Genomic DNA, 26381 nt, shown 5'->3' on the forward strand with positions numbered 1-26381 from the left:
TCTTTATTATGTTTAGAGCTGTAGAGTTAGCTATTAATATTACTATTTAAATAAATAATATAACTATTACATTTTCAGTGTAAAACTTACATCTGTTAGAAATTTTTTTCAAATGGCATTTTTCTAATGTTTTATTGGCATGAATTTATCGTATACACCATTAGACTTTTTGTACTGACGAGAATTTTAAATTAGAATAATGCAATACCCCATGCAGTTCAGGACTTTATTAATCCTATTAATAATTTCCCTTTCTCCATTGGTAACACTAGCTCAAGACCCTCAATTTTCTCAATTTTATGCTGCACCCCTCTATCTAAATCCTGCTATGGCTGGGAATACGTATGATGGTAGGGCAACATTAAATTATAGAAATCAATGGGTGGGCTTACCTGCCAATTTTGAAACCTATATGGTTGGCTACGACCAATTCATTCAAAGTAAAAATATTGCTTTGGGTGGTACTATCCGACAAGATAAATCAAGTATTAATGGCAATAGAAGCTTTACTAATACTAGTGTTGAAGCTATTGGTAGTTATTTATTAAGTATCAATAAAAACCTAAAAATTAATTTTGGGCTTCAACTTGGTGTGATGCAATCCTCTTTGGCTTTTAATGATATAATCTTCAGCGATCAAATTAACCCAGGAGGAGGAATTAGTGGGCCAACTGCCGAAAGACTATTAAATGAAAATGCTTTTGTTCCTGATATTTCAGCAGGTGTTCTTGTATATGGTAGAGGCTTTTGGGGCGGTATGTCCTTTCATCATATCAATTCTCCAAATGTCACATTTATGAATGGGAAACAGAATTACCCACTAAAATTTTCATTAATGGGTGGATACGTTATACCGTTAGAATATGTCAACAGAAGAAAAACAGTGAAAGGTTATGATGGGAAATCCATTTCTCCAGTGGCTTTATTTATGCAACAAGGAGGCTATTCTCAATTAAGTCTCGGAGTATATGCCAATTTAGAACCTTTATTAGTTGGTTTTTGGTACAGAGGCTTACCCCTCATTAAAAACAATGAGGCACAATCTATCAATCATGATGCTATCATACTAATGATTGGCACTAAGATCAAAGGATTCAAATTTGGCTATAGTATGGATTGGACATTAACCCGCCTTCCCCAAGTGGGTGCAATGTCTCATGAAATATCATTAGGCTATGATTTAGATATATATAAAGACTATCGAAAAAAGAAAAAACGTAAGGCTGAACTACTACCATGTTCTACACCATGGGTAAACTAATTTTTTGAACTAAAGAAAATTATGAAAAGATACTTACTAAGCATATTTGTCATTTGTGTTACTAGCTTACTGTTCATTAATGATGCTAAGGCTCAACCTCCTATCGAGTTAGATGATATTTTACTGTGCGGTAAAACAAATAACGGTAACGTGGATTATGAACTTCCAGGGTATAATGGTAATGGCTATAATAACGATGAAAAATCTTATAACTTCCTATGGACGATGACCGTCGTTGAAGGAGAAATAGAAGTTAAAAATGGAGAAACTACTTCCTCTGTTAAGATTCAATTCAAAAAACAGATAGGTGGTTTTGCAATTGCAAAGCTAAAAATTGAAGTATGGGAAGATGGCTGTAGTGAAAACTCTGGAAGTAACTCTGGAGTACCTACAGGTTGTTATAATGTAAAAGAAATTTATGTTGGATTTTATGTTGCACAAGCCTTTGGCTTAAGTGTTTTAGAAGATCCAATTGATCAGTGTGCACCTGCTACCCAAACAATTAATGCAGGTTTTGATAATCTTCCAATCGATGTTTCATTTGATCCACAATGGAACTTAGAAAGTACAACAGGTTTGACTGCTACTAAAGTTACTGACCTTACCAACCAAATCAATCAAGCCACTACGAACAAAGAAACAGATCTACCTATTACAGTAGAAAATATAGATTTTGAACCCACTGCAAATACAGCAACGATAACACTTACAGCAACTTCAGCCTGTGGTGGTACTTCTGCTACTTCAGACCCTATTGTGTTGACTTTTTACAGAACTCCCGAAATCGCCGTTGGTGCCTTAACCGAAGTTTGTGCAACTAACGGTCAAAATTTAGGACAAGTCATTGCAGAAACGACTGATCCATTTACCTACGCTTGGGATATTGGTGGTGCAAGTTCAGGAACAGTGAATTTGACTGGAGGATCATTTACTTTCAATACTTCTGGCACAAACAACAGTGGATTAGTGGTCACGGATGTACAATTTGATCCCGATGTTTTACAAATGTCTGCTACATTTGATATCTCAGCAAGTGGTGCATTAGGAGGTTGTGGTGGAGCCACAGATCAAATAGTCGTTACATTTATCAATAGTGCTTTAAAAACAGTTACTTCTCCTTTTTGTTCACTTCAAAATGGTGGAAACTTTACAGTAGCGAATGAAAATACAGCCTCTTACGGTTATGATTATCAATGGTCCATCAATTCGATTACAGCAGGAGCCAATGTGGATCTTGTGGCTTTTGGTAATGACAACTCAGGTTTACGTTTAGATAATATCGTTTTCAATGGTGATGAATCAGTCATCAACCTTACTTTAGATCTTACAGTTAGTGGTTTAAATACCACATGTAATACTCAATCTTATAATGTTGTCATCAACAGAACTCCTCCTCAATTATCAGAATCAGACATTACTTTTTGTGCATTGGATGGTAGTTCTGGAAATGCAGGTGTAGCAGAAGACACTTCCCCTATTAATGGATATACATACACATGGAGTAAGGTAGGAACACCTGCCAACGGTGATTATGATATTATTCCGAGTGCTAATGGTACAGGATTCACGATTGACAATGTTGCTTTTAATAATAAAGAAGAGACAATCACGGGTGTTGCTCGATTGGATATTACAGGCTTGGACCCTACATGTGGAGACTCATTCATTGAAATTAATATCACAATCAATAGATTACCTTCTGCACAAGGTTTGACTTCAATTGTCCTTTGTGCGGATCAGAATGGAAGTTATAATGTGATCCCTGCCAATGATCCTCAAGATGTGGTCAATGGGCAAACGTATAATTGGAGCTATACTTTAGATGACCCTTCATTAGGTTCACTTACTTTATCTCCAACCACCAACTTAGATCAGTCAGGACTTGATTTTAATAATGTCACTTTTAATGGTTCAAACACCTCTTTAACCGGTCTTGTCCACCTTCAAGTCACAGGATCGATTTGTGGGGCAACAACTACTGATATTCCTTTTACAATTTATAGAAGACCGAGTGTATTAGATATTACTTCGGTTGAATTGTGTGCGACTCAAAATGAATCTTTATTAGAAATCATCACTGCACATACCGATAATTTTAGTGGATATGATTTCAATTGGACGGTAGGTGCAATAAATGGAGGAAATACTACGCCGATCATTTACGGAAATAATAATAGTGGAGTTCGTTTCCAAGATGTCGTTTTTGATCCGAATTCACAGCAAATCACTACTACCCTCGATTTAGTCATTAATGGACTTGCATCAGATTGTGGCAATACAATGTCGATTCCTGTAACGATTGATAGAAACCCTGATGTTTTAGCTAACCTTACGGATTTCACCACTTGTCAATTGGACCTTGCGACTCCTGGTATATTTGTCGTGACACCTTACACCGAGGATTTCCCTACTATCGAATACGATTGGATCAATAAAACAGAAACAGGTGGTACAACTACTCTTACCAAAACTGGAAACGACTTTAGTGGATTACGTTTAGACGATGTTGACTTTGACAATGGATCATCAGTGATCAATGGTAGTATCGAAGTAACAGTGACCGGAGCTGGGGCAGGTTGTACGGCAACTACTCAGACTTTAAACTATACGATTTATAGAATTCCTGATGGTTTACAATTTACGGCTCCTCAAGCTTGTGTGACCAATGGTCAAAATAATGTAATACTTATCCCTGCCAATACAGAAATCGTTTCAGATTTTAATTACACTTGGCAACTATTAAGTATCAACAACGGTACCGCTGATTTTAGTGGAATTGATGCGACTGACAACTCAGGTTTATCAGTAAGTAATATTGCATTCAATACCAATCAATCTCAGATCACAGCTACAATTAGAGCATCTGTAACTAATGTAGACGGAAGTTGTAACGCCTCTTCCGTGGATTTCACAGTAACTTTAGACAGAACTCCTCAAGTCACCAATATTGATGCACAAACGTATTGTTTTGTAGAAGGAGTAATTGATCAAGAAGTATCACCTGAAATCTTGGACGTACTAACAGGATATACGTATACATGGTCTCTTAATAATATTACAAATGGTACACTGACAGGAACAGCTTTTGGTAATCAGGACACTGGTTTTAAGTTGACAAATGTGACATTCAATGATAATCAAGAAACCGTTACTGCCGACGTTGATGTAGAAGTTCAGACAGCTTCTTGTGGATTAGTGACGCATACCATTCCTGTTACCATCAATAAAATTCCAGATGTCATCAACCAAAGCAATATTGCACTTTGTGCTTTTGACTTAGAAACCAATGTTCAAGCCATTACTGCAAATGCAGGAACTGATGTGATCACAGGAGCAACTTATAGCTATACAGTCAATACAACTGACGGTGTGATTACTACTTCTCAAAATGGTAGCGATAATTCTGGTTTGGTGTTTACCTCTATTGATTTTAATGGAAATAATACAACGATCAGTGGTACTATAGATGTAGAAGTAACTTTACCCCAATGTGGTACGGCAACGAATAGCATTCCATTTGTGATTTATAGAAAACCTGATCAACTTACTCTAACAGCAATTGATTTGTGTGCTGAAAATGGTTTAGCTTCGATTACAGCAGTCACTGCCAATACAGATTTCTTTGCAGGCTATACTTTTGATTGGACACTTACCGTGAATTCGGGGGGTACAATGGGTATGACCACCAACGGTAATAATGATAGCGGAGTAGATTTCACTTCAATAACTTTTAATGCCAATTCAGAAGTCATCACAGCCACATTGGATTTGGAGGTTGTTGGTTTGGACGCAAGTTGTGGAAACACAGTGAGTATTCCGGTCAATGTTTATAGAATCCCTGATGTATTTGCCAACCTTACGGACTTTGAAACTTGTATTCTAAAAGGAACTACTACTGTAGATGTCGTGGGTACATCAACGGAAGATTATCCAAATATGACCTTCACTTGGACAGAAAAAGTAGCTCCAAGTAACGGTAGTACTATCACTTTAGATCCTTACGGAACGGACGGTGAAGCCTTACGTTTTATCAATGTTGATTTCGGTAATGGAGAATCAGAAATCACAGGAACAATCACACTAACGGTCAATAATCCTGCAGGAGGTTGTGCTACTACTAAAGATTTTAATTACACCATACACCGTCTTCCTGACGGTTTGCAGATTGGAGATCAATTACTTTGTGCATTGAATGGTGACACCAATATTCAATTACAAAGCTTAAATACAGAGATTGTAGACAATTACGCTTACCAATGGAGTATCAGTAACTTTACAGGAGGTACAGCTACGGTTTCTTCTACTGCTGTTGGTGTTGGATCAGATGGATCTGATTTATACCTCAACGATATTAATTTCAATACAGGTTCATCAACGCTTACTGCAACAATTAGAGGTACTGTAATTGGAATGGACAACAGTTGTGCAGGAGCGACAAAAGATATTACGGTCACTGTTCATCGTATTCCAGATGCCTTCAGGTTAACGGACCAGTCATTCTGTTTGCAAAATGGTGCAGTGACAGAGACATTAGCTTCTCCAGAAACAGATGTGATTACAGGGTATACGTATACTTGGACACACAGTGTTACCGGTGGTACAATTACTACTTCAACAACAGGTACGAATAATTCAGGTTTAGACCTTACCAACGTTGCTTTTGATCCTTCAGCGACTCAGATTACAGGAACTGTCACCCTTACAATAGCAGGTATTGATGGTAGTTGTGGCACCAACTCTCACTCATTTAACCTTACAATCAACCGACTACCAGATAATTTAAGTACTACAGCGGTCAACCTTTGTCAACTGGATGGCGATTCAGACGTAAATGTTTTCAATCCAAACGCTGTTTCAGTAGGTACTTTTGCCTATGTATGGGAATGGGAATCTATCTCAGGAGGAACAGTTACATTGAGTGGCTATGGCAATAATAATTCAGGTTTAGAATTCGATAATATTACTTTCTCAGGAAGCTCAAATATCATTCAAGGTACTTTAAAGACAACTGTCAATAATGTAGATGCTTCTTGTAGCCCTACTCCGATTTACACTACGGTAGAAATACATAGAGTTCCTGATCTGACAGGGCATACAGGGCCTATTGAGTTTTGTGCCTATCAAGGCGATACAGATCAGTTGGTTTTAAATGAAATTGCTCAAGCAATCAACGGTTATGATTTCAATTGGAGTATTGATAATATCAGCAATGGTACTATTGTTTTAGATCCTAGCGGAAATAATAACAGTCAGTTAGAGTTTGATGATATCACTTTTGATGCCGGTGAGGTCTTGATTAGTGGAGATTTATTGTTGGAAGTGAATAATGTAGATGCATCATGTGGTACTATTTCACAAACGGTGCCTTTCTCTATTCACCTTCTTCCTGATGTATTAAAACTGACTGGCTACAGTATTTCCCTTTGTTCAAATGCTACAGTTCCATCTCTAATAATTGACAATGGAAATGACACTGCACTCAATGGATATACTTATAATTGGAGTTTCCAAACGGCTCCTTCAGGAGGTACATTTGATTTACCTACGACAGCTCAACATACCAAAGCAGATCAATCTGACCTTAATTTTTACAATATCAACTTTGATGCAAGTAGTACTGTCATCAATGCAGTGATTCGTTTGACGGTAACAGGGCTATCGACAACTTGTGGCTTCACGGAGAAACTGATTCCTGTAGTGATTGACTTGGAAGCCGATGACCTTAATCTCGTAGATCAAGTGGTTTGTGCTGAAGAGGGTGAAACTAATGTAATGGGTTATGCTGAAGATCTTAATCTATTTGCAGGTGTGACTTCTGCATGGACGATTTCGAATGTGTCAGGTGGTACTATTTCAGGCATTACACAATACGGCAATCTTAATTCGGGAGTATTATTTGATCAAGTCAACTTCGATGCTGATTCTGAACAAATCACTGGTGAATTGACTTTAGTTCAGATGACACCAAACTGTACAGATAAAACAGAAACCATCGATTTCACTATCAATAGAACCTTCGACCTTGGAAGCTATACTTCTATTGAACTTTGTACAACGGATAATGATACAAACACCACTCAGATTTTTGCTCCTATTAGTGATAACTTCCCAACAATCACTTACACTTGGGCGAAAAATGGAACCTTTACAGATGGTGATTTCGATTTAGTACCTTCTGCCAATAACACTGGACTTTCAATTCAAAATATTCAGTTTGACGATGGAAAATCGATCATCACAGGTTCGGTTACTTTAACAGTCACAACACCTGATTGTGGTGTAATCACTCAAGATATCCCTGTTAATGTCACTAGAAAAGTAGAATTGGCAGATGTTACATTAAATGATCTTTGTGTAACGGAAAACTCTTCAGGACATATTTTACATAATGAGGTTTTAGAAAATATAGCAGGATTTAGCTACGATTGGAATGTAGTGACTGCAACCGTAAATGGAGGTACTTTTGATTTGGATATTTCAGGTAATAATAACTCCTTATTGACTGTCAACAACGTTGTATTTGATAATAACTCCATCGAAATCACAGCCGATATTACTTTAAGTGTAAGCGGTTCTTGTGATAACAGCACAGTTACAAAACAAATTAGAATCCAACGTATTCCTGACCTTACAACGCTGACAGATGTTGTGATTTGTGCTTTGCAAGACACCGATGGAGAAACGATTGTCATTGAAAATACAGAAGATTTTGGAAGTGGTGTCACTTACAATTGGAGTATTGCTACTGGAACGCTATCAGGTGGAACAGTCACTTTAGTACCAAGTACCACAAACAACAATTCTGGTTTAGTGCTAGATGATATTCACTTTGATGATAGTATTGATCCTTCTTCCTCTTCTATTTCCTTTACGGTAGATTTAGAAGTCACAGGACTTTGTCAAACCTTGAATCAGTCTTTCACCGTACAGATTGACCGTGCAGTGGACATGAGTATTTTCCCTGCCTCTATCACAGAATGTCAATTGGATGAAGCCACTGATGTAGAAGTAATCGCCGTAGCCACAGAAACGATTGATAACTTTAATTACACATGGAGTATCGTTTCTATCAGTGGAGGTACTTTCAGCTTAGATCCTCAAGGAACGGACGCTTCAGGGTTACAATTGGATGCCATTCAATTTGATGATTCAACGACTCCTAGTTCAGCGACAATCAATGCGGTGATTAGAGTACAAAACACCAACGGTTGTGCGATTGATTCTAAAGATATTCCGGTGACTATCAACCGACTTCCTTCTATCAATGATGTGGTTTCCATTGAAACTTGTGTGGAAGAAAGTGCTTCGGGTGTATTGTTGATCGATCAAGCTTTTGAAGAAATAGATGGCTATGTATATTCATGGTCTTATGATAATACGACATTTACAGGTGGTACTGCAGACTTTGCAGGAGTCAATACAGATGGATCAGGTTTGGAACTGACATCGATTACATTTGATGCCAATAGTGCTACAGTTTCAGGAATCGTTACAGTCAATGTTTCCAACTCTTGTGGTATTGGTGACAAAGACATTCCATTTACTTTACATCGTATTCCTAATACCGCCTCAATCACCTTAAATACAGCTTGTGCACCTTCAAATAATGGCACAGCCACTTTATTCAACGGACTTTCAGAAACACTTACGGATTGGACTTTTGAATGGGATTTAATTGAAGGTTCAGTTAGTGGTGGTTCATTGACTTTAAATAATACAACCACTCAAAGTAATGAAGCATTAAGGGCTGAGAATATTAATTTCGATGCCAACGAAAAAACCATCACAGGTAATATTACTTTAATTATCACATCGACATCATGTAATGATCAATCGATCACACTTCCATTTACCATCAACAGAGAAATTGATTTGGATGCAATCACGCTCAATGAACTTTGTGTGGTACAAGGAAGTACATTGCAGATCTTGAATGCTGAATCTACTGAAACACTTGACGGTTATGCTTACAATTGGACTAACCTTAATATCACAAGTGTAGGTAGCTTTACAGTTGATTCTGACGGAAATAATAATTCAAGGTTATTGGCAAATGATATTACATTTGATGCCAACTCTTTAGTGATCAATGCCGAAATCACATTGGATGTTACAGGAAGCTGTAATACTGCTTCAAGAACAATTCCGATTACTATTAATAGAATTCCTGACCTTTCGAGCATCAGTAATCAATTCCTTTGTTTGGTTCAAAATACCACTGACGAGATTTTGGTCACTGCCTCTACAGAGACCTTAGGAACAATCGATTATACATGGACGATTGATGCTTCAACCTTAACAGGTGGTTCGGCTACTTTACAAGCCTATGGAAATAATAATTCAGGAGTAAGGCTTCAAACGGTCACTTTCGATACTAATTCTGATGAAATCACCTTCACAGTTGATGTCTCATTAAGCAATGCTTGTCAAGGAAGCACTACTTCATTTGATGTGACGATCAACAGACAAGTTGACTTCTCTTTATTCCCAGATACTATAGAGGAATGTTTGATAGACAATAGCACAGGCATTACGGTAATCGATCCTCAAACGGAACAAATCAATAATATCACTTTTGATTATGAAATCGTCACGGGGTCATTAAATGGCGGTAGCTTTACTTTAGAAATAAGCGGTGCTGACAACTCAGGATTGATCTTGAATGACATTCAGTTTGACAATACTTCTGATCAGATTCAAGCTAATGTAAGGGTATTTAATGAAGCAGGTTGTTCATTGGATGATAAAACCATCGCGGTGACAATCCGAAGAATGGCAGATCAAACGACATTAACAGGGGTAAATTTGTGTGTTGAGAATAATGCTACAAATACTGAAGCCATCGCTGAAAATGAGTTTGCGATTGACAACATGGTCTACAGTTATCAAATCATTAATGTAAATGGTGGGCAGATTCCTTCTTTTACTCAAAGTGGCAATAATAATTCTCAGTTGGTATTAGATCAAGTGATTTTTGATACGGATCAAACGAACATTACTGCTGACATCGTACTCACAGTCAACAACTCTTGTGATGCGACTCCTGTCACAATTCCTTTAACTCTTGAAAGAACCGTAGACTTATCGTCTATTACACTCAATGAACTTTGTGCTACTGATGAAGATGGAAGCACGATAGAACTATATGCAGAAAGCACTGAAAACCTTCCTACTTGGTCATACACTTGGACTTTGCTATCCAGTACCGTAACTGGTGGTTCATTTACACTGACACCAAAAGGAAATCAAAATAGCGGTCTTGATGTATCCGCAATCAACTTTGATGAAGGAAGCAATGAAATCACAGCTTCAGTAAACCTGACTTTAACAGGTAGCTGTAACGATGCCACTCAAACGCTTCCGATTACGATTAGAAGAAATGTAGACCTCCAAAGTATCACACTCAATGAACTTTGTGTGATTCAAGGAAGCACTGCACAAATTTTAAATCCAGAGGCAACAGAGACTATTGCTGGTTATACTTATAATTGGACAAACCTTACAATCACCGACGGAGGTAGCTTTACAGTCTCATTTGATGGTAATAATAATTCTAGATTGCTGGCGAATGACATTACCTTTGATGCCAACTCTTTAGTCATCAATGCTGAAATCACATTGGATGTCACAGGAAGTTGTAATACGGCTTCAAGAGTGATTCCAATTATCATCAATAGAATTCCTGACTTGTCGGTAATCAGTAATCAAGTACGTTGTTTAATCCAAAATACGACAGACGAAACATTGATTACAGCCTCTACAGAAACTTGGGGCACGATCGATTATTCTTGGACGATTGATGCATCAACCTTGACGGGTGGTACAGCAACTTTGGAAGCTTATGGAAATAATAACTCAGGCGTAAATCTTCAAACAGTCACTTTTGATGAGGGATCTGATGTGATTACATTCACTGTCAATGTCACATTAAGCAATGCTTGTCAAGGAAGCAACACTTCATTTGATGTGACGATCAACAGACAAGTCGATTTCTCATTATTCCCAGATACAATTGATGAATGTTTGGTGGACAATAGTACAGGCATTACAGTAATCGATCCTCAAACGGAACAAATCAACAATATCACTTTTGATTATGAAATCGTCACGGGGTCATTAAATGGCGGTAGCTTTACCTTAGAAACAAGCGGTGCTGATGATTCAGGACTGATCTTAAATGCTATTCAGTTTGATGACACATCTGATGAGATTCAAGCCAATGTAAGGGTATTTAATGAGTCAGGTTGTTCATTGGATGAAAAAATCATCGCAGTGACAATTCAAAGGGTTGCTGATCAAACTACATTGACAGGAGTAGTTTTATGTTTGACAAACAATGCGACAAATATTGAAGCAATTGAGGAAAATGAATTTGCGATTGACAATATGGTTTTCAACTATCAAATCATCAATATCAATGGCGGACAGATTCCATCCTTTACACAAAGTGGCAACAACAATTCTCAGTTGGTATTAGATCAAGTTATTTTTGATACGGATCAAACCAACATCACAGCAGATATCGTACTCACAGTCAACAACTCATGTGACGCGACTCCTGACACAATTCCTCTGACAATTAATAGATCAGTAGATGTGGCTTCTATTGATTTGAATGAATTGTGTGCTTTTGATGAAGACGGTAGCACCCTGGAATTGTGGGCAGGGAATAGTGAAAACCTTCCAGCATGGACTTACACTTGGATTCTTTTGGATGGAACAACAGGAGGTTCTTTTGATTTATCTACAAAAGGAAATCAAGGAAGTGGGTTGGATGTTTCAGCCATTAATTTTGATGATGGAAGCGATGTCATTACAGGTTCAGTGACATTAAATACGACCGGAAGTTGTAATAATATCGTTCAGACCTTTACAATTACAATCAGAAGAAATGTAGACCTTTCGAGCATCACTGATTATGAAAATTGTGTGGATGGTTTAGAAGACCTGGAACTTTATACTTCCAACGATGAAGAACTAGCTTCTATCGATCACACTTGGACTTCATCTGTCACTGGCGGTTCATTTACATTAGTTCCAACAGGAAATAATAACGCAGGTCTTACTTTGGAAGACATCACATTTGATAATAACAGCTATGCCATTACAGGTACGTTGACCATCAATCAAACGGGTTCTTGTGACGAGAGAAGTCAAACCGTCGATATCAATCTTTATAGAGCACCTGAATTTACGAATAGTGATACTTTGGTATTCTGTCAAGATGAAATCAATACTATTGAAGGAATTTCTTCTGATGCAGGCGTATTTAATATCAGATGGGAAGTGGCTTCTATTGATGGGGCAAGTGCATCGGGTATTAATAAAATCAATGCTTATAACAATTCAACTTCAAATACACTGACCAATGTACAGATGACGAAAGATGATTTCGACGCTTCATCTGGATTGATCACGGTTACTTTCAACCTTATCACGAGCAATTCACTTTACAGCAGTTGTGAAAGTACTCAAGAGGTTGTAGTTCAATTTACTCGTATTCCTGAAATCACGATTCCTGATGCAGAAGCAGAGGGCTGTTCGGCTGTTCCGGTAGTGCTTATGCCTTTTGGAGATGAAGACTTCTCAGAAGATTATAACTATGAATGGAATTTGGATGTTGCTTCATTGGTTGGAACTTCAGCGGATGGATCTACAAGAATCCAAGGTTTAGTACAAAGCTTTACTGGTCAAAACTTATCGATCACGCTTGAGGATACGGATTATAATAATGTCAATACACAACAGATCAATTTTGATGTGACATTGACGGTAACCAATAAAGTAAATGCAACTTGTAGCAATGCAGGAAGTACAAAGACTTTCAGTTTTACCATTCACCGATCTCCTTTAGTAGGTCTTCCTACAGATACATTGGCCGTTTGTGAAGCTGAAACGATTTCAATTCAGTCGTCTTATGATGAACAAAGCAATATTGATTACAGTTGGGAAATCTTGAATGTGGTAGGTGGTCAGCTGTCCAATGATGGTGTGAATCAATACAGCATTAATGTTCACTCTCCTGTTTTTGATAACGATGCGTATGATATTTACGCAGACGTTGTTTTAACGACAGTCAATAAACTGGTTCCAGATGTTTGTCCGGGTATTGATACCGCAAAAGTACATTTCCAAAGAACACCCACTTCGAATTTTACTATTCAAAATACGGTGGGATGTGCTCAGCAAGTGTTAGCCTTGGATGCTTCAACATCTGGTATTCCAAACGGAGAAAATACGTACGAATGGGATTTCAATTACAATGGTACTTTCTCAGCTGATTCTTCCTCTACCCTTCCAACAATGGATAAAATTTACGAAGGAGAAGGAACCTATACGATTGCTTTAAGAATCACATCTGTTCTAGGATGTACGAGTAGTATTTATTCTGAATCAATCACAATTTACCCAAGCCCTGTAGCCAACTTTGACATTCCTGATCTGATCTGTTTGGATCAAGAATTTGAAGCGAACAACAATGGTTCAACAGCAGGAAATCCTGATGGAGAAATCACTTGGGAATGGTATATGGATTACGGTGGAAACAACACCATCTCTCAGGGAAGTAATTCATCAATCAATTACAGCTATCCTCAAACGGGTAACTATCAAATTGCTTTAGTGATCACGAACAGTTCAGGTTGTCAAGATGTAATGATCAAAGAAATTGATGTCATAGGACTTCCTGAAACGACTTTTGATCCATTAGTCTATATATGTGAAGGTGAAACTGCTACACTTAGTATTTCAGGGGGTGAATCATGGGAATGGTCAACTGGAGAAACAGCTTCAACGATCAATGTTACTCCAACTGAATCTCAGAAATACGGAGTGAAGAGTTTCAATCAATTGGGCTGTTTCAAAACAGATTCAATTGAAGTAATCGTTCTTCCAAACGGATCAGGAAGTTCGGAAGTGACAGCTTGTGATTTTGCAGAAGTGACCCTTTCAACCATCATTGATGACCCTGCCGTAGTAAAAGGTATAGAATGGAGCACGGGGGAAACTACCTCTTCTATTGTAGTCACTGAAGCAGGAACATTCACTTATACCTTATTAGTACAAAGTGAACCAAATGCTAATCCATGTACTTATTCGCATAGTATCACAGTCAATAGAGATCCAATTCCAGGTACGCTTCTTCCATCAGATACTACGTTCTGTTTTGAAGACGATGCAAGAATTGAATTAGTAGCTACTAAAGATCCAAATGTTGTTGTGGTATGGGAAGATACAGAGGAAACAACGCCAACAGTAACAAGAGGTGAAGAGGGTGTTTATGCTGTAAAAATCATGGATACTTCAAGAGAAACGGCATGTTTTGAAGAGTACGAAATCAATGTCGTGGAATTATGTCCTCCTAGAATTTCAGCACCAACAGGCTTTACGCCAAATGGTGATGGCTTGAACGATACCTTCTACATTGAAGCTTCCGATTTATTCAATATCACTTTGACGATTTATAACCGTTGGGGAGAAATTATTTTCTACAGAGAATATGCGGATGAATATGAGCTCAAAGACCCTAAAAAAGGTTGGGATGGTACGTATAGAGGCCGAAAAGTTTCTATTGGTGATTATGTGTACACATTGACTTATGAAAGTGAATTATACCCTGGTGAGAAGTTTAGAAAAGATAGCGGCATTTCGGTGATTTATTAATCTCTCATTTAAATCCTGCTCTTCAACGCAGACCCATAATTGAAATTATGGGCTTTTGGGAAGACATCTTATTTTTCATCCTTAGTTCATCACTTCAATGTTCTATAGCATTGAAAATTAATCTACTAACAAAAAACGGAAGTAGATAAAATAGCAGGATTAATTATGAAATAAGGATAGCTTCCCAAAAGCCCACAACTTTAGTTGTGGGTCCATAATACGAAGGAATTAACACCTCCATTAGATTTTTTTGAATTAATTTAATAAAACGGTTTGTCCATATTACTTGGAAAACTATCATATTTGCAAGACTGTAAAAACGATAATTCACTATTATGAAAATAAAATTTGTACTTTACTCATTACTAGCTGGAGCTCTTTGCTTTGGCGGATGTAACAATGACGATGACAATTCTACTGCCTCAGCAAAAGCAGATGTTAGCTTAAGATCTGGTGGAATTTCAGATTCAAATTTAAGAACTACAGCAACGGATATCCCCGGCGTTGACTCTGTAGTGGTATCAGTGGCTACACTTACAGTACAAGTAGGTGATCAAACGGTAACTTTCAACAAAGAAGAAGGAAAAGGTTATGTAGATTTACTACACTTCGAAAGCAAAGATACACTTATCTGGTCTGACGAAACACTTCCTATCGGCGAAGTAGAAAGTGCTATTCTTGGTTTAGATAAGAACGAAGACAGTTATGTGATCGAAACTGATTCGGACATTCATGCTAATTTAAAAGTAGCACACAAAGAGTTATCTTTTGATGTAGAATATGACTCTGCTTTAGCTACTAACACTAAATATATCCTTAAGTTGGATATGGACGGCAGTTTAAGATTAGTGGCTAACGGAAACGGAGATTATGTACTTCAACAAGGTACAGCTGACGCTCCTAAAGAAGGTATATTATATATTGAAAAAGTGCAGTAAGGCTACTTTTTTTTAATAAAAATATTTTTGAAGTCCCTCTATCATTTCAATCAATGACTGAGGGACTTTGTTATAATATCACTTTGTAAAATGATTGCATCACCTAAACATATTAGCTTGTGAAAGTGTAGAAAAGTCTATAGATTTGTCTGTTACAAACGTATCAAAATGACTAATTAAACTAAATAATGGACTCTCGAATACCTATCAGTACCAAGATGGTGTTATCCCTCAATGGTATGTATGGTGTAATAGCAATTGTATCATTTCTGGCTGCTTTTTTTACCGCTTTCTTTACTTTACAATCCTTTGATATTGAAACTTTAATTCACATCAAGGATCATAATTTAGAAAGAAGCAATGGTGAAATTATCAATGTGCTTTATACCAACACAAAAATAAATGGCGTACCTGTTTACCAATATGACTATGTTTTTCACTCTAAAATAGGAGATATTAATTGGACTTCTTTTCAGGGTGGTGATCATTATTCGGAAGGGGATCAAGTAGTTATAGAGTACCAAAAATCTAAACCTCATATTAATCGTATTCTTGGAATGAGCCATTCGGGCGGAGACCTTTTCTTAATCGTCTCATTATTTGTGACAGCCTTATTCCTATTCTTGAATTTTTGGATTGGGAATAACAGAATTAATATTCTTAGTAATGGAGAAATCACAAGGGCTATCATCAAAAAAGATGATTATTCCTTACCTCAACAACAACTACTATGGAAGAGCATGATCTTATCCTATATCACAAAAAATGGATATATTCTTGAAACCTCTAGGATCATCATGTATCATTCTCCGCAAAACACTGAATACACTTTGATTTACCATAAAAGTAATCCTAAGAAAACAATCATAGTAGAGCACTTACCTTGGTTTATACAAAAAGATGTGAGAGGAATTTACAATAGGTTTACTACACTGTAAACTAAATTTTCATCAATTAATATAACTCCTTTTATGAGGGATTAATGGTAGTGTATTGTGGTTCGTGAGGACGTTGTAATGCAACGTCCTTACAGAACTGCTTTTTAGAAGATAATTATAAGACCTTTGTCTTTTGTTTTGTAATTAGGCAATCATTTAGTAGTATCTCCCTTGGCATTGAAGGGAAAAGCGTGAAGAATTTCATGTATTAAGCCGTTAAAAATGATTTTCTTGTCTGAGCGCAGCGAGTTTAAAATCATTTAGGCGAGAGGAATGGAATTTAGCTTTTGACTTCTAAGCCTAGATTTTTTTGCTTCGTTTTTCATCAATGGAAAAATGATGAAGAAAGAAGCTTGAAAGTAGAGCCTATAAATGTTTGTAGAAAGCTTGATTAAAAGTTAACAAAAACTTAGTTTACAATGTAATTACCATTGCTTATAAAAAAAACGAAGCTGAAAAATTCAGCTCCGTTTTTGAAGTTACTTTATATAATTTAAGTACGTATATACCTTGGCCAACTGAATCTGTCCCTATTTAGCCTTAGTATTACTTAGTTCGTAAGTGCCACCTTAATCTTATTCGTTTTATTTTTTCCCGTGAAGGTAATGAAGTAAATACCTTTTGGAAGTACACTTAAATCAAATTGATGTTTGTAGTTAAAATCTATTTCTGATTGGTAAACATTTTCACCATTCAAGTTATAGATCGCAACCGTATACTTCCCTGCTGTCAACCCTTGTACAAATAATTTTCCTGTTGTGGGGTTAGGATATGATTTTATTGCCTGAAAATTGTCATCTACTGAAGAAATAATTTCACGATCTTTACTACTCGCAGCAAAATTCATCTTATCCAGATTCCATTGCCAATCATTATCTCCAGAAGCTACAACTCTAAACGTGTGATCTCCTGCTGTAAGGTTAAATGAAGAACTTGCTTTTAATGACTGATAATTAGTCCAACTCTCATTCGAAGGAACTTCATCCGTTGTTACTACAGTTCCATCTACTAGCAATTGAATCTCTGTTCCTGTCAACATTGGTGTTGTAATAAGATACTCCACTGAATATTCTCCCGAACGTTCTACATTGACATTATACTCCACCCAATCTCCTGCATTGACATAGTTAATACCTACACTTTCTATTTTCCCTACTCCAAAAGGAACAAATGAATCATCATAAGTTCCTCCTGTAGACGTGAAGTCTTCTGCCTCAATTGTAAAGTCAAATGGAGTTGTTGTAGGGGGAGGTGTCACTGTATGGACAGGAATAAATATGAGTTTATCTAAATTCCATTGCCAATCATTTCCTCCAGACGCCACAAGCCTTAAAGTATGAAAACCTGAAAATGTGATGGGTTCACTTCCCGAAAGTGCGGTATAATCATCCCAACTTCCATTATTTGGAACTGCCGTTGTGCAAACTGTCGTTCCATCCAACACCAAGCTGACCTCTGTATCTGAAGTCGATGGCGTAGAAATCATGTATTCTACGGTATAAGTTCCTGAAACATTGATGGTGTACTCTGCCCAGTCTCCAGAATTGACGTAATTAACGCCTCCTGTTCCTCTATTCATTCCAAATGGAACATGTCCATCGTTGAAAGTTCCTCCCGTCTCTTCGAATGACTCTGCTTCTATTTCAAAAGTTTCTCCTTGAATAGGTGGTGCAGATAAAGCATTTACAGTGATTGTTGATTTCGCTGTATGACCACCATCTGTTGTAGTTGCTGTGATGACAGCCGTTCCCTTACTTACTGCGGTTACTCGTCCAGATTGGTCTACCGTAGCTATATTTTCATCACTTGAAGTAAATGTTATTGTCTTATCCGTTGCATTTTCAGGCATCACTTGTCCTTTAAGGCTACCCTTTGCTCCTATTTCTAATGTCATTGTCGAAGGAGTGATAGAAACACTCTCAACAGCAACTGCATTTTCAGAAGGTATCGGCTTATAAACCCTTACCCAATCTACTTCCATTGTATTTTTTGCAGGATCTGCTAAATCTGCATCCGGCGGTGTTTCTCCTCTACTTACTAACCAGCTTTGAGATTCAACATTAATAATAATGTCCATTTCTTTCGTAAAACCATTTCCATTTTGGTATTCACCTGGATCAATCACATTAATTCCATTCGAATTATCACTTGCCTCTTGTAGAGTATTCATCGAGAAAGTAGCACTTGTAGCGTATACAGTCACTTGTGAATAGCCATTCGAACCATTTTTTGGCATTCCACCTACATTATTTCCCCATGAATCCACAGTATTTGCAGGATGTTGAGCATCATAGTAAGTATATTCCCACATCCCATTCATCAACGTTGCAATCGCATTATGGTACATTACTCTTACCAATTCACCATCTATATAGTATTCAAAATGATTTGGTGTTTTCCAATATACACCTAACCTCAAATACCTTCTATCACCGTCATTCCAAGCCCAATCACCCCAGCCATAAGAAGCACTTACTCTACTGTCAGGCCACCAGCTGTTCCAATCTCTTGGTTGATAGTCATGAAATGGATTTCTAATGAAAGAGTGATGAGAAATGTGCGTAAGATGTTTGAACCCATTTACTCCTCCATAATTTTCAATAATATCAATTTCTTGTGTATCATCAGGGCTTAATAACCAAAAACAAGAAGCTAAACTAATGTTTGCCACACTGATCGCTGACTCAACATAAACTGGGTATTGTACTCTACCATTGGAAGTCACACAACCAGCATTGACGCCATTATCAGGTTTTTCCATTTTGGGAGCATTACCATTCCAAGGATTTGCTTGATTGTTTTGATCCCATCTCGAAGAGTTAATAAACAAGCTACCATCTCGTACAGATACATTCTGGTATTTCCAATACGTTGTACCCGGACCATCCCATGCGTTATGATAGAAATTATACCACTTTCCATCGCCAAAGTTTGTTTTAGCATTGACAGGGTTAAAAGTATAGTTAAAATCATCCGATACATTATCCTGTAATTCCCAAATATTTCCTGCACCTGCATTGGCAGGTACTGCTATTCCGCTCCAGTCTTGTGCTGAAACATTAAGATACATCATTATGGCCACTGCCACTAAGAGTACTTTTCTCATATCAATAAACTGAAAATAGATCGTAAATTATTTTAATAACAACAAGTAATAGGATAGAAAGTGGGTGTATTAGTTATCTCTTTATAGTAAGTGCAATAGGGATGAAATATTAAAAAACCTCTTTGAATTAAAAATCAATACCTTAAATAAAAGGATGTAAAGTAAGATGAATATTTATTTATAGTATTACAGAAAATGGGATAAATTCTAAATCAGTAATGAAACGGTTGAATTTGTTTATTCAATGTTATCATTATACCCGATTTTGAAACATTATTTCCTTACTATAAATAATCTAAGTTAGATTAGAGATTTAGTAATATTTCATTCATATTGCAGTTAGAAGTTGAACATAATTTCATTTCATGAGTCTACCACAATTTAAGATTGCCGTCTAAGTTGGTAGACTCTTTTTTTATTAATGCCAATCAGAATTGTAAATAAACACTTGTGGTGTTTGGTTTCGCGTTCACTTGATTTTTAAGTGGGCACCACAAGTGTAGTATCTACGTCAACAAATATGGAGACTTCGGTTTTTGGAATCAATTTTTCAGACTAGACAAAAACTGTATATCTCATCTTATCACTGAACAAGAGGTATTTCGCAAAACGGGAAAAATCACTAGACTTTCAAATAAAAAACTAGACAAAAACTGTATTTTTAACTGAATTTACTCTTCTAATGATATTTTTATATCATTTTGATACTAAAACCCCTATTCAAAAACTGAACAAGTAAACGACCAAATATTTTAAATCACTACCTCAAAAAAATCTATTTTCTTCCCCTTTTTTATTCCAATAGGTTTTTATTCTCCATTCAAATTATTTGAGGAGTACAAAATGAAATCATAATAGTCTATACTGTTCTATAATCTGAGCATAAAAAAACACCCTAAGGACAGTATCCTAAGGGTGTTCATGAACTTAACTCTCTCAATTTTTTTATCACTTTTTTACTAAGCGCATTCATCTAACTTCTGATTATATAAACTACCTTTTTATATTTTTTGTTTCACTTTAAACATAATAAAAATGTAATGATTGTTAAGTGCCAAACATTAAATTCACTCCTACTTAATCTAAGTCTATCGCTTAAATTAAATTGGTTATGTTATTTTGGGAGTTTTTTTTCAGAAAATCTAATGGATAAAAGGTGAGATAAAAAACCTGTTTAGCATCAAATAATAGATCGCACTTTTGAGGAGAAATTATGATGGGTAAAAAAAGAAAAAAAATCTAGGCTTAGAAGTCAAAAGCTAAATTTCATTCATCTCCCCTAAATGATTCTCTGATTACATGTCAAAAGACAAAGGTTTTATAATAATCTTCTAAAATGTAGGGGTGTTGCATTGCAACGTCCTCGCAAACCACAATACACTACTATTTATCCTCCATAAAAGGAATTACATAAATTAATGAAAACTTAGTTTACAGTGTACAAAGCAATAAAGGAAAGGAAATAGAATGGGACAAAAAAAGAGCACTTTATCGATCACAATGCTGGAAGGTAAAGAATCGCAGCGATCAATAAAGTGCTTAAATGCTTAGTGTACTTTAAATAAATTTCAACAATGAGATGAATAAAAACAAAGTCTCTATCCTTCTATAACAGGAGTAAAGATAGATAACAATACATAGAATGAAACTACCCAAAAGGGTAGTTTTTAATAAAAGTTAATATATTTAATAAGGAACCTCATTTTTTTATCCAAATCCTGTCTTTTAATGTCAAAAAATATTCGTGATACGATAAAAGCAAAATAGACTTGTTTTTATATCTCTCTTGTATCTGTAATCCCATTTTATATTCCGTTACGCCAACACTTTTAAGTCCTTCTGGGAAAGTATAAATTGAAGCAGTGTGAACACCTTGGATAAATGTATAAACACCTCGTTTGTAATCTAATTAATCATATACTTTTTTTATTGTTTCATCTGATGGCATAGCATCGAAGAATTCTAAGCCTCCAAGAAATTCAGTTTTCACTAAATTGGGTGTTAAGATATTCTCAGGAACACCGCCTCTTATTTAGGAACTTTATTTTGAACAACTAAAACCGATGGAAGGCTGAATAAGAAACCCAATAAAAGGTAATTAATTGAATACTTGTTTTTCATGTTATTAGAATGTTTAAAGTGTGATTCTATATTTGATTATTTTCTACTAAGAATACTTTTAGGTAGTAGGATTTGAGCTTGTACTCTTAATTGTAATTCAGAACCAAAGTCCGGTCTTATAGCATTGTAGTACAATTGTGTTTGAAGGTTAATAGGTAACTTGCCTCCTAAGAAAAAGAGTTTCCCTCCTCCGCCTCCTACAGGGACAATCCATTGCTGACCGCTTTCAGCAGTCCAATCAGCAGTGATAATTGGAGCAGAGTTAATATACCAACCTTCACCTAATTGCTTCACAATAAATAAGTTGAGCATCATATTATTGACTTCATCTCTTTCTTTATTCCCAGCAACAGACCATACATTATTGGCTAACAAACCAAAAGTCCAATCACCAGGTTGAATAAGTGCTAACACTGAAGGGCCAGTACTCCATTTTTCTGAACCTCTTAGGCTACCACCTGTTGGAAGTTCTACGACTGGCCCAAATCCCCAAGTTACATTTTTTGATTTGGGAACATAAAAAGCGGTAAGTACAACATCACTTAATCCTGATGTCATTTTACCCGTTTCATTTTCAAAATCAGGAATATTTACAATGGGCAGGATTGTTCTCGTGATTATTTTACCATTTGCAAAAGGAATAACAGGCTGAATGTTCATTACATTTACATTTCTGTTATGTGGTCCTTGATTGATATTATAATTGTTTTGGAACGGAAAGCTCATCAAATCAGCAATGGGGTTGGCAGCCTGTTGTGATAATTCCTCAGCAGATTCCTCTTGTCCTAAAGCCAATGTTGAGATGAGAGACAGCAATAATAGATTGATAATTTTTTTCATCTTCATAGAAATATTTTAGTAATAAAAGAGAGATTATCCTTATTGAAAATTACAATTTTCGAAAAGCGATTAAACAACTTTTCTTCATCAGGAGGAACCTCAGTTAAAAGTGTATTTACATAGGTTACAAAGTCAGGAGAAAAGACTTTTTCTTTATCATATTGAGGATAATCTTTCACTTCTTTGAGAGTATCAACTACTTTAATTTGATTTTGGATGTCAAATAAAAGTCTTAACTACGATGAAATAATTAAAAAATAGCTCACAAAGAAGACCTATCAAAAACATGAAAAGTCCATCCTAATTTCCCCACTGAACTTGATGAATAGCATACAATTAAGGCATAATTTTCAGATTTTACAGACCAAACTAAGCCCTAATCACTGTAAGAAGTTATTCGTTTTCAATTTTTACTGCAACAGGGGTCTTCCAATCTTTTAACTTCCCCAGATCAGGCACATAATTTCTAAGAATTATATCTAAATCTTGGTCTTGCCTATTTATGGGTAGCCAATTTTCCTCAGGGACACCCTCTGGCTTTTCGACTGCTACATATATCTCAATCCCCCCTTGCTCATTTAATTTATACCCTGCATTTTTGCCTACGCTATATTTATAGTGTTCATTGGGTATGAAAAAACCATTTTTGTTATCATAAAGTGTCAATGACCAAAATGCATTTGAAGGAGGCAACTCATCCTTACTCATTTTTATTATATAATCGTTCATCGCATTTAAGGTTAAACCATCATTACTGTTAACTGGTGGGTATACAGCCTCTTCCATGGGTACACCAATAGGACCTACGATTGATACATTCAAAATAGCTTCAAGCGTTGTTTTCCCTTTAGGCTGAAACATCATAGGAACTAGCTTCTGTACTTTTTTAAGATCCTTCATTAACGCTAGATTTTCATCTTTTAGCTTATCTGCAATTTCTCGAAATTTTTTGCCATCTAATTTAAGAGCCGTTTGCGGATCAAATTTCTTCCCAGGCTCAATTCCCAAAGGTTTAAAGGCTATTAAGACATTCTGATCCATTTCATTATTCGGGTCAAAATCTACATGATTCATAATGAACTGCATAACCTCCAAAAAATTGTACTCAAATATATCGGCATCTGTTTTTCCTATCTTAGGAAATTTTACAGTGTTACCTTTCTTTGGTTCTTTGCCCTGAAATTCTGACAGGCTTTGAAAATTAAGCTCACTGATTCCTTTTAATATAGCCTGATATCTTTTTGGTTCATTTATATGGGGTGTAATTCTAAAAATTGCAGATACAAAATCTCCGCTTGTTTTAAAAATTACATCAACACCTTCTATTGGTTCTCCCTCATACCCTTCTGTACGGTCGGAATACAACAATAACTTCTCTGGCTTGGAAAAATCTCCCAGCCGCGTGGATTTAGGAATGTTCACATAATGATCATAAGCGGTGACCATTAAAGATACATAGTCAGAGTTAAATGCGGGCATGCTGATGATTATTGGTTCCATTCTTAGGTCTGCCATAATACTAGTGTAATACGAATCATTGTTGGGGCGAGCAATATCAGTCATAGTATGATCCTTGGCACTTGTATCTCTCATAATGGTATTCCAGCCACCTTGGGTCATTGCAAATTTGTTGTTCACATTGTACAAAGCAATATACTGATAAGATCGTCTCACAAGGTTTTCGATTATTGAATCCGAAAGAATGGCAACCCCATTTTGATCTGTTTCAATCTTAATTTTTTTACTCTGATTTGTGTTACAACCTACTGTAAGTAGTGTTAGTATTGAAAACGCAAAAATTAAGTTTTTTAGCTGTCTCATGATTTCTGTTTTGAGTTAATTTAAATTATAAATAAGTCTCCTCTTGTAATTCGTAAAGGATTATGGAGTTCCAACTATCAAGAAGGTATCACTTAAAACCTGAAGCGTATAAAACCAATGCAAACCTTATGAATTATACATATTGATGTATATGGTGATTACGCAATAAATAAAACTTTCAAAAAGACATGAATCGTTCTAATTTTTCAGATACTTTTAATATACCTTTTAGCATCATTGGTAGTTTGTTATTTCTTGCACTAATAGCACTTTCAATTAGAATGGGAAGAATAAGTAATAGCAAAAGAATCATTGACCAAATTGAAATAATTTGATGATGTATTATGACAACAATAACAAATATTGCAACCAACAACCCCAAAAAACCACCAAACACAAGCCCAGGATTATATTTCTTTGTTTTTATTGTTAAGATGATGTGTTGTAATGAATTAAGAATTGTAAAATCTATTAAAAGCATCATTAGCACTACACTCAATACCAGATTTGGAATAAAATAACAAACTGTAGTCCACGCAAAACCTATAAAACTTAGAAAAAATAACCAAAGTCTGGTACCTAACACACTTTCTTTAATTACACCTGTTGGATAATTTTTTTGATGATAATGATAAATATTCCACTCTTCCATCTCGTGGATAAATAATACAATGGGTATTACAAAAAATAACCCTTTTAAATTTTCGATATTAAAAAACATTGCAAACACCTTTTAGTAAGAATTAACTTTTCTGTTTACAAAGATAGAGTCGTTTTGAGTTACGAATCTTGAACGAAATAACTGTTTTTTAATAATACCTTCATTGTCATTCCCGAAACTTGTCTGACAACCCTACTTAGATGAGAATAGTCAGCAAACCCCGCTATATATGCCGCTTCACTCAAACTCTTATTTTGCATAATTTGATAAATAGCCTTTTTTATTCTTAACCACAATATATATCGTTGTATTGAAAGTCCAGTTTGCTGTTTAAACAAAAACCGAATCCTACTTTTTGATAGAGGAATCGTCTCTATTAAAGAATCAAAATCGATATCGTTTGTATTTAAATGATTCATTTTTTCAATCAATTGAAAGATACGCTTGTCCATTGTTCTTCTAACTGGAGTAATCTTTAATAGTCTAAATATTTTCATCTCTAAATCATCAATCTCCTGATTACTGTTTAATTTATCTTGTAAACAGTTTAGCTCTTCTTTTGAGACTGAAAGTGGTTGATATGGCGCAGGGTAGTTATTAACCAATGTATTGCCCAAATCGGTTGTTGGGTCAACTAAGATACATAGCAGTGCACCATCATCTGAAGTGTGTTTATGTGGTACATTTGAATGAATAATAAAATTATTATGCCTATACTCTATGTCATTTATATATAACTTATAATTACCACTTATAACAAAACCTATTTGAATAGCATAGTGTTTATGCAATTTGGTTTCAGAAACTTTCCCTGCATAAATAATAATTCCACTTTCTACAATAATATTTGAGTTATGTTTCATCTATAATCAGTCTTTACAATACGCAGTAGAGTAGCACTTTATAGCCCTCTCAATTAATAACTATAAATGTAATCGATTTCAGTAAACTATCTGTACCCACCTTCTCTCTTCTGAGATATAAGGCTTCGACTAATAACGTGATTTATTGTGTTATTACGATATTGATATAA

The 26381-nt window shown here is 35.9% G+C and carries 9 protein-coding genes; 4 read left to right on the plus strand and 5 right to left on the minus strand.

Annotation, left to right across the window (positions count from 1 at the left end):
* The first annotated feature begins 211 nt into the window (after positions 1-211).
* The 4 genes from PL77_RS15140 to PL77_RS15155 all read left to right on the plus strand — a co-directional run bounded on the left by PL77_RS15140 (position 212) and on the right by PL77_RS15155 (position 16799).
* Complete coding sequence (locus PL77_RS15140; protein WP_172665870.1) at positions 212-1261, plus strand: PorP/SprF family type IX secretion system membrane protein; 1050 nt, start codon at positions 212-214, stop codon at positions 1259-1261.
* Between the two features lie 21 nt (positions 1262-1282).
* Positions 1283-14923 carry a gliding motility-associated C-terminal domain-containing protein gene (locus PL77_RS15145; protein WP_044206964.1) on the plus strand — a complete coding sequence of 4547 codons (13641 nt, stop codon included), beginning with the start codon at positions 1283-1285 and terminating at the stop codon, positions 14921-14923.
* A gap of 335 nt (positions 14924-15258) precedes the next feature.
* The gene (locus tag PL77_RS15150; protein ID WP_044206967.1) at positions 15259-15861 is read left to right on the plus strand and encodes a DUF4382 domain-containing protein; all 603 of its coding nucleotides are present in this window, start codon (positions 15259-15261) and stop codon (positions 15859-15861) included.
* 188 nt (positions 15862-16049) lie between these two features.
* Positions 16050-16799: a hypothetical protein gene (locus PL77_RS15155; RefSeq protein ID WP_044206969.1), complete on the plus strand. Its 750-nt coding sequence runs from the start codon at positions 16050-16052 to the stop codon at positions 16797-16799.
* A 550-nt stretch (positions 16800-17349) separates the two neighbouring features.
* Here PL77_RS15155 and PL77_RS30660 read toward each other — a convergent pair.
* From PL77_RS30660 to PL77_RS30665, 5 genes are all read right to left on the minus strand, one after another.
* Positions 17350-19905, minus strand: coding sequence for a carbohydrate-binding protein (locus PL77_RS30660; protein WP_052444453.1), 2556 nt, complete (start codon positions 19903-19905; stop codon positions 17350-17352).
* A 2157-nt stretch (positions 19906-22062) separates the two neighbouring features.
* Positions 22063-22866 carry a hypothetical protein gene (locus PL77_RS15170; RefSeq protein WP_044207080.1) on the minus strand — a complete coding sequence of 268 codons (804 nt, stop codon included), beginning with the start codon at positions 22864-22866 and terminating at the stop codon, positions 22063-22065.
* A 393-nt stretch (positions 22867-23259) separates the two neighbouring features.
* Positions 23260-24687 carry a DUF1214 domain-containing protein gene (locus PL77_RS15175; RefSeq protein ID WP_044206972.1) on the minus strand — a complete coding sequence of 476 codons (1428 nt, stop codon included), beginning with the start codon at positions 24685-24687 and terminating at the stop codon, positions 23260-23262.
* Between the two features lie 178 nt (positions 24688-24865).
* Positions 24866-25408, minus strand: a complete 543-nt coding sequence (locus tag PL77_RS15180) for an HXXEE domain-containing protein (RefSeq protein ID WP_044206974.1) — start codon at positions 25406-25408, stop codon at positions 24866-24868.
* 59 nt (positions 25409-25467) lie between these two features.
* The gene (locus PL77_RS30665; RefSeq protein ID WP_052444455.1) at positions 25468-26211 is read right to left on the minus strand and encodes an AraC family transcriptional regulator; all 744 of its coding nucleotides are present in this window, start codon (positions 26209-26211) and stop codon (positions 25468-25470) included.
* Positions 26212-26381: the final 170 nt, after the last annotated feature.

The organism is Flammeovirga sp. OC4, from assembly GCF_000812565.1.
Taxonomy (GTDB): Bacteria; Bacteroidota; Bacteroidia; order Cytophagales; family Flammeovirgaceae; genus Flammeovirga.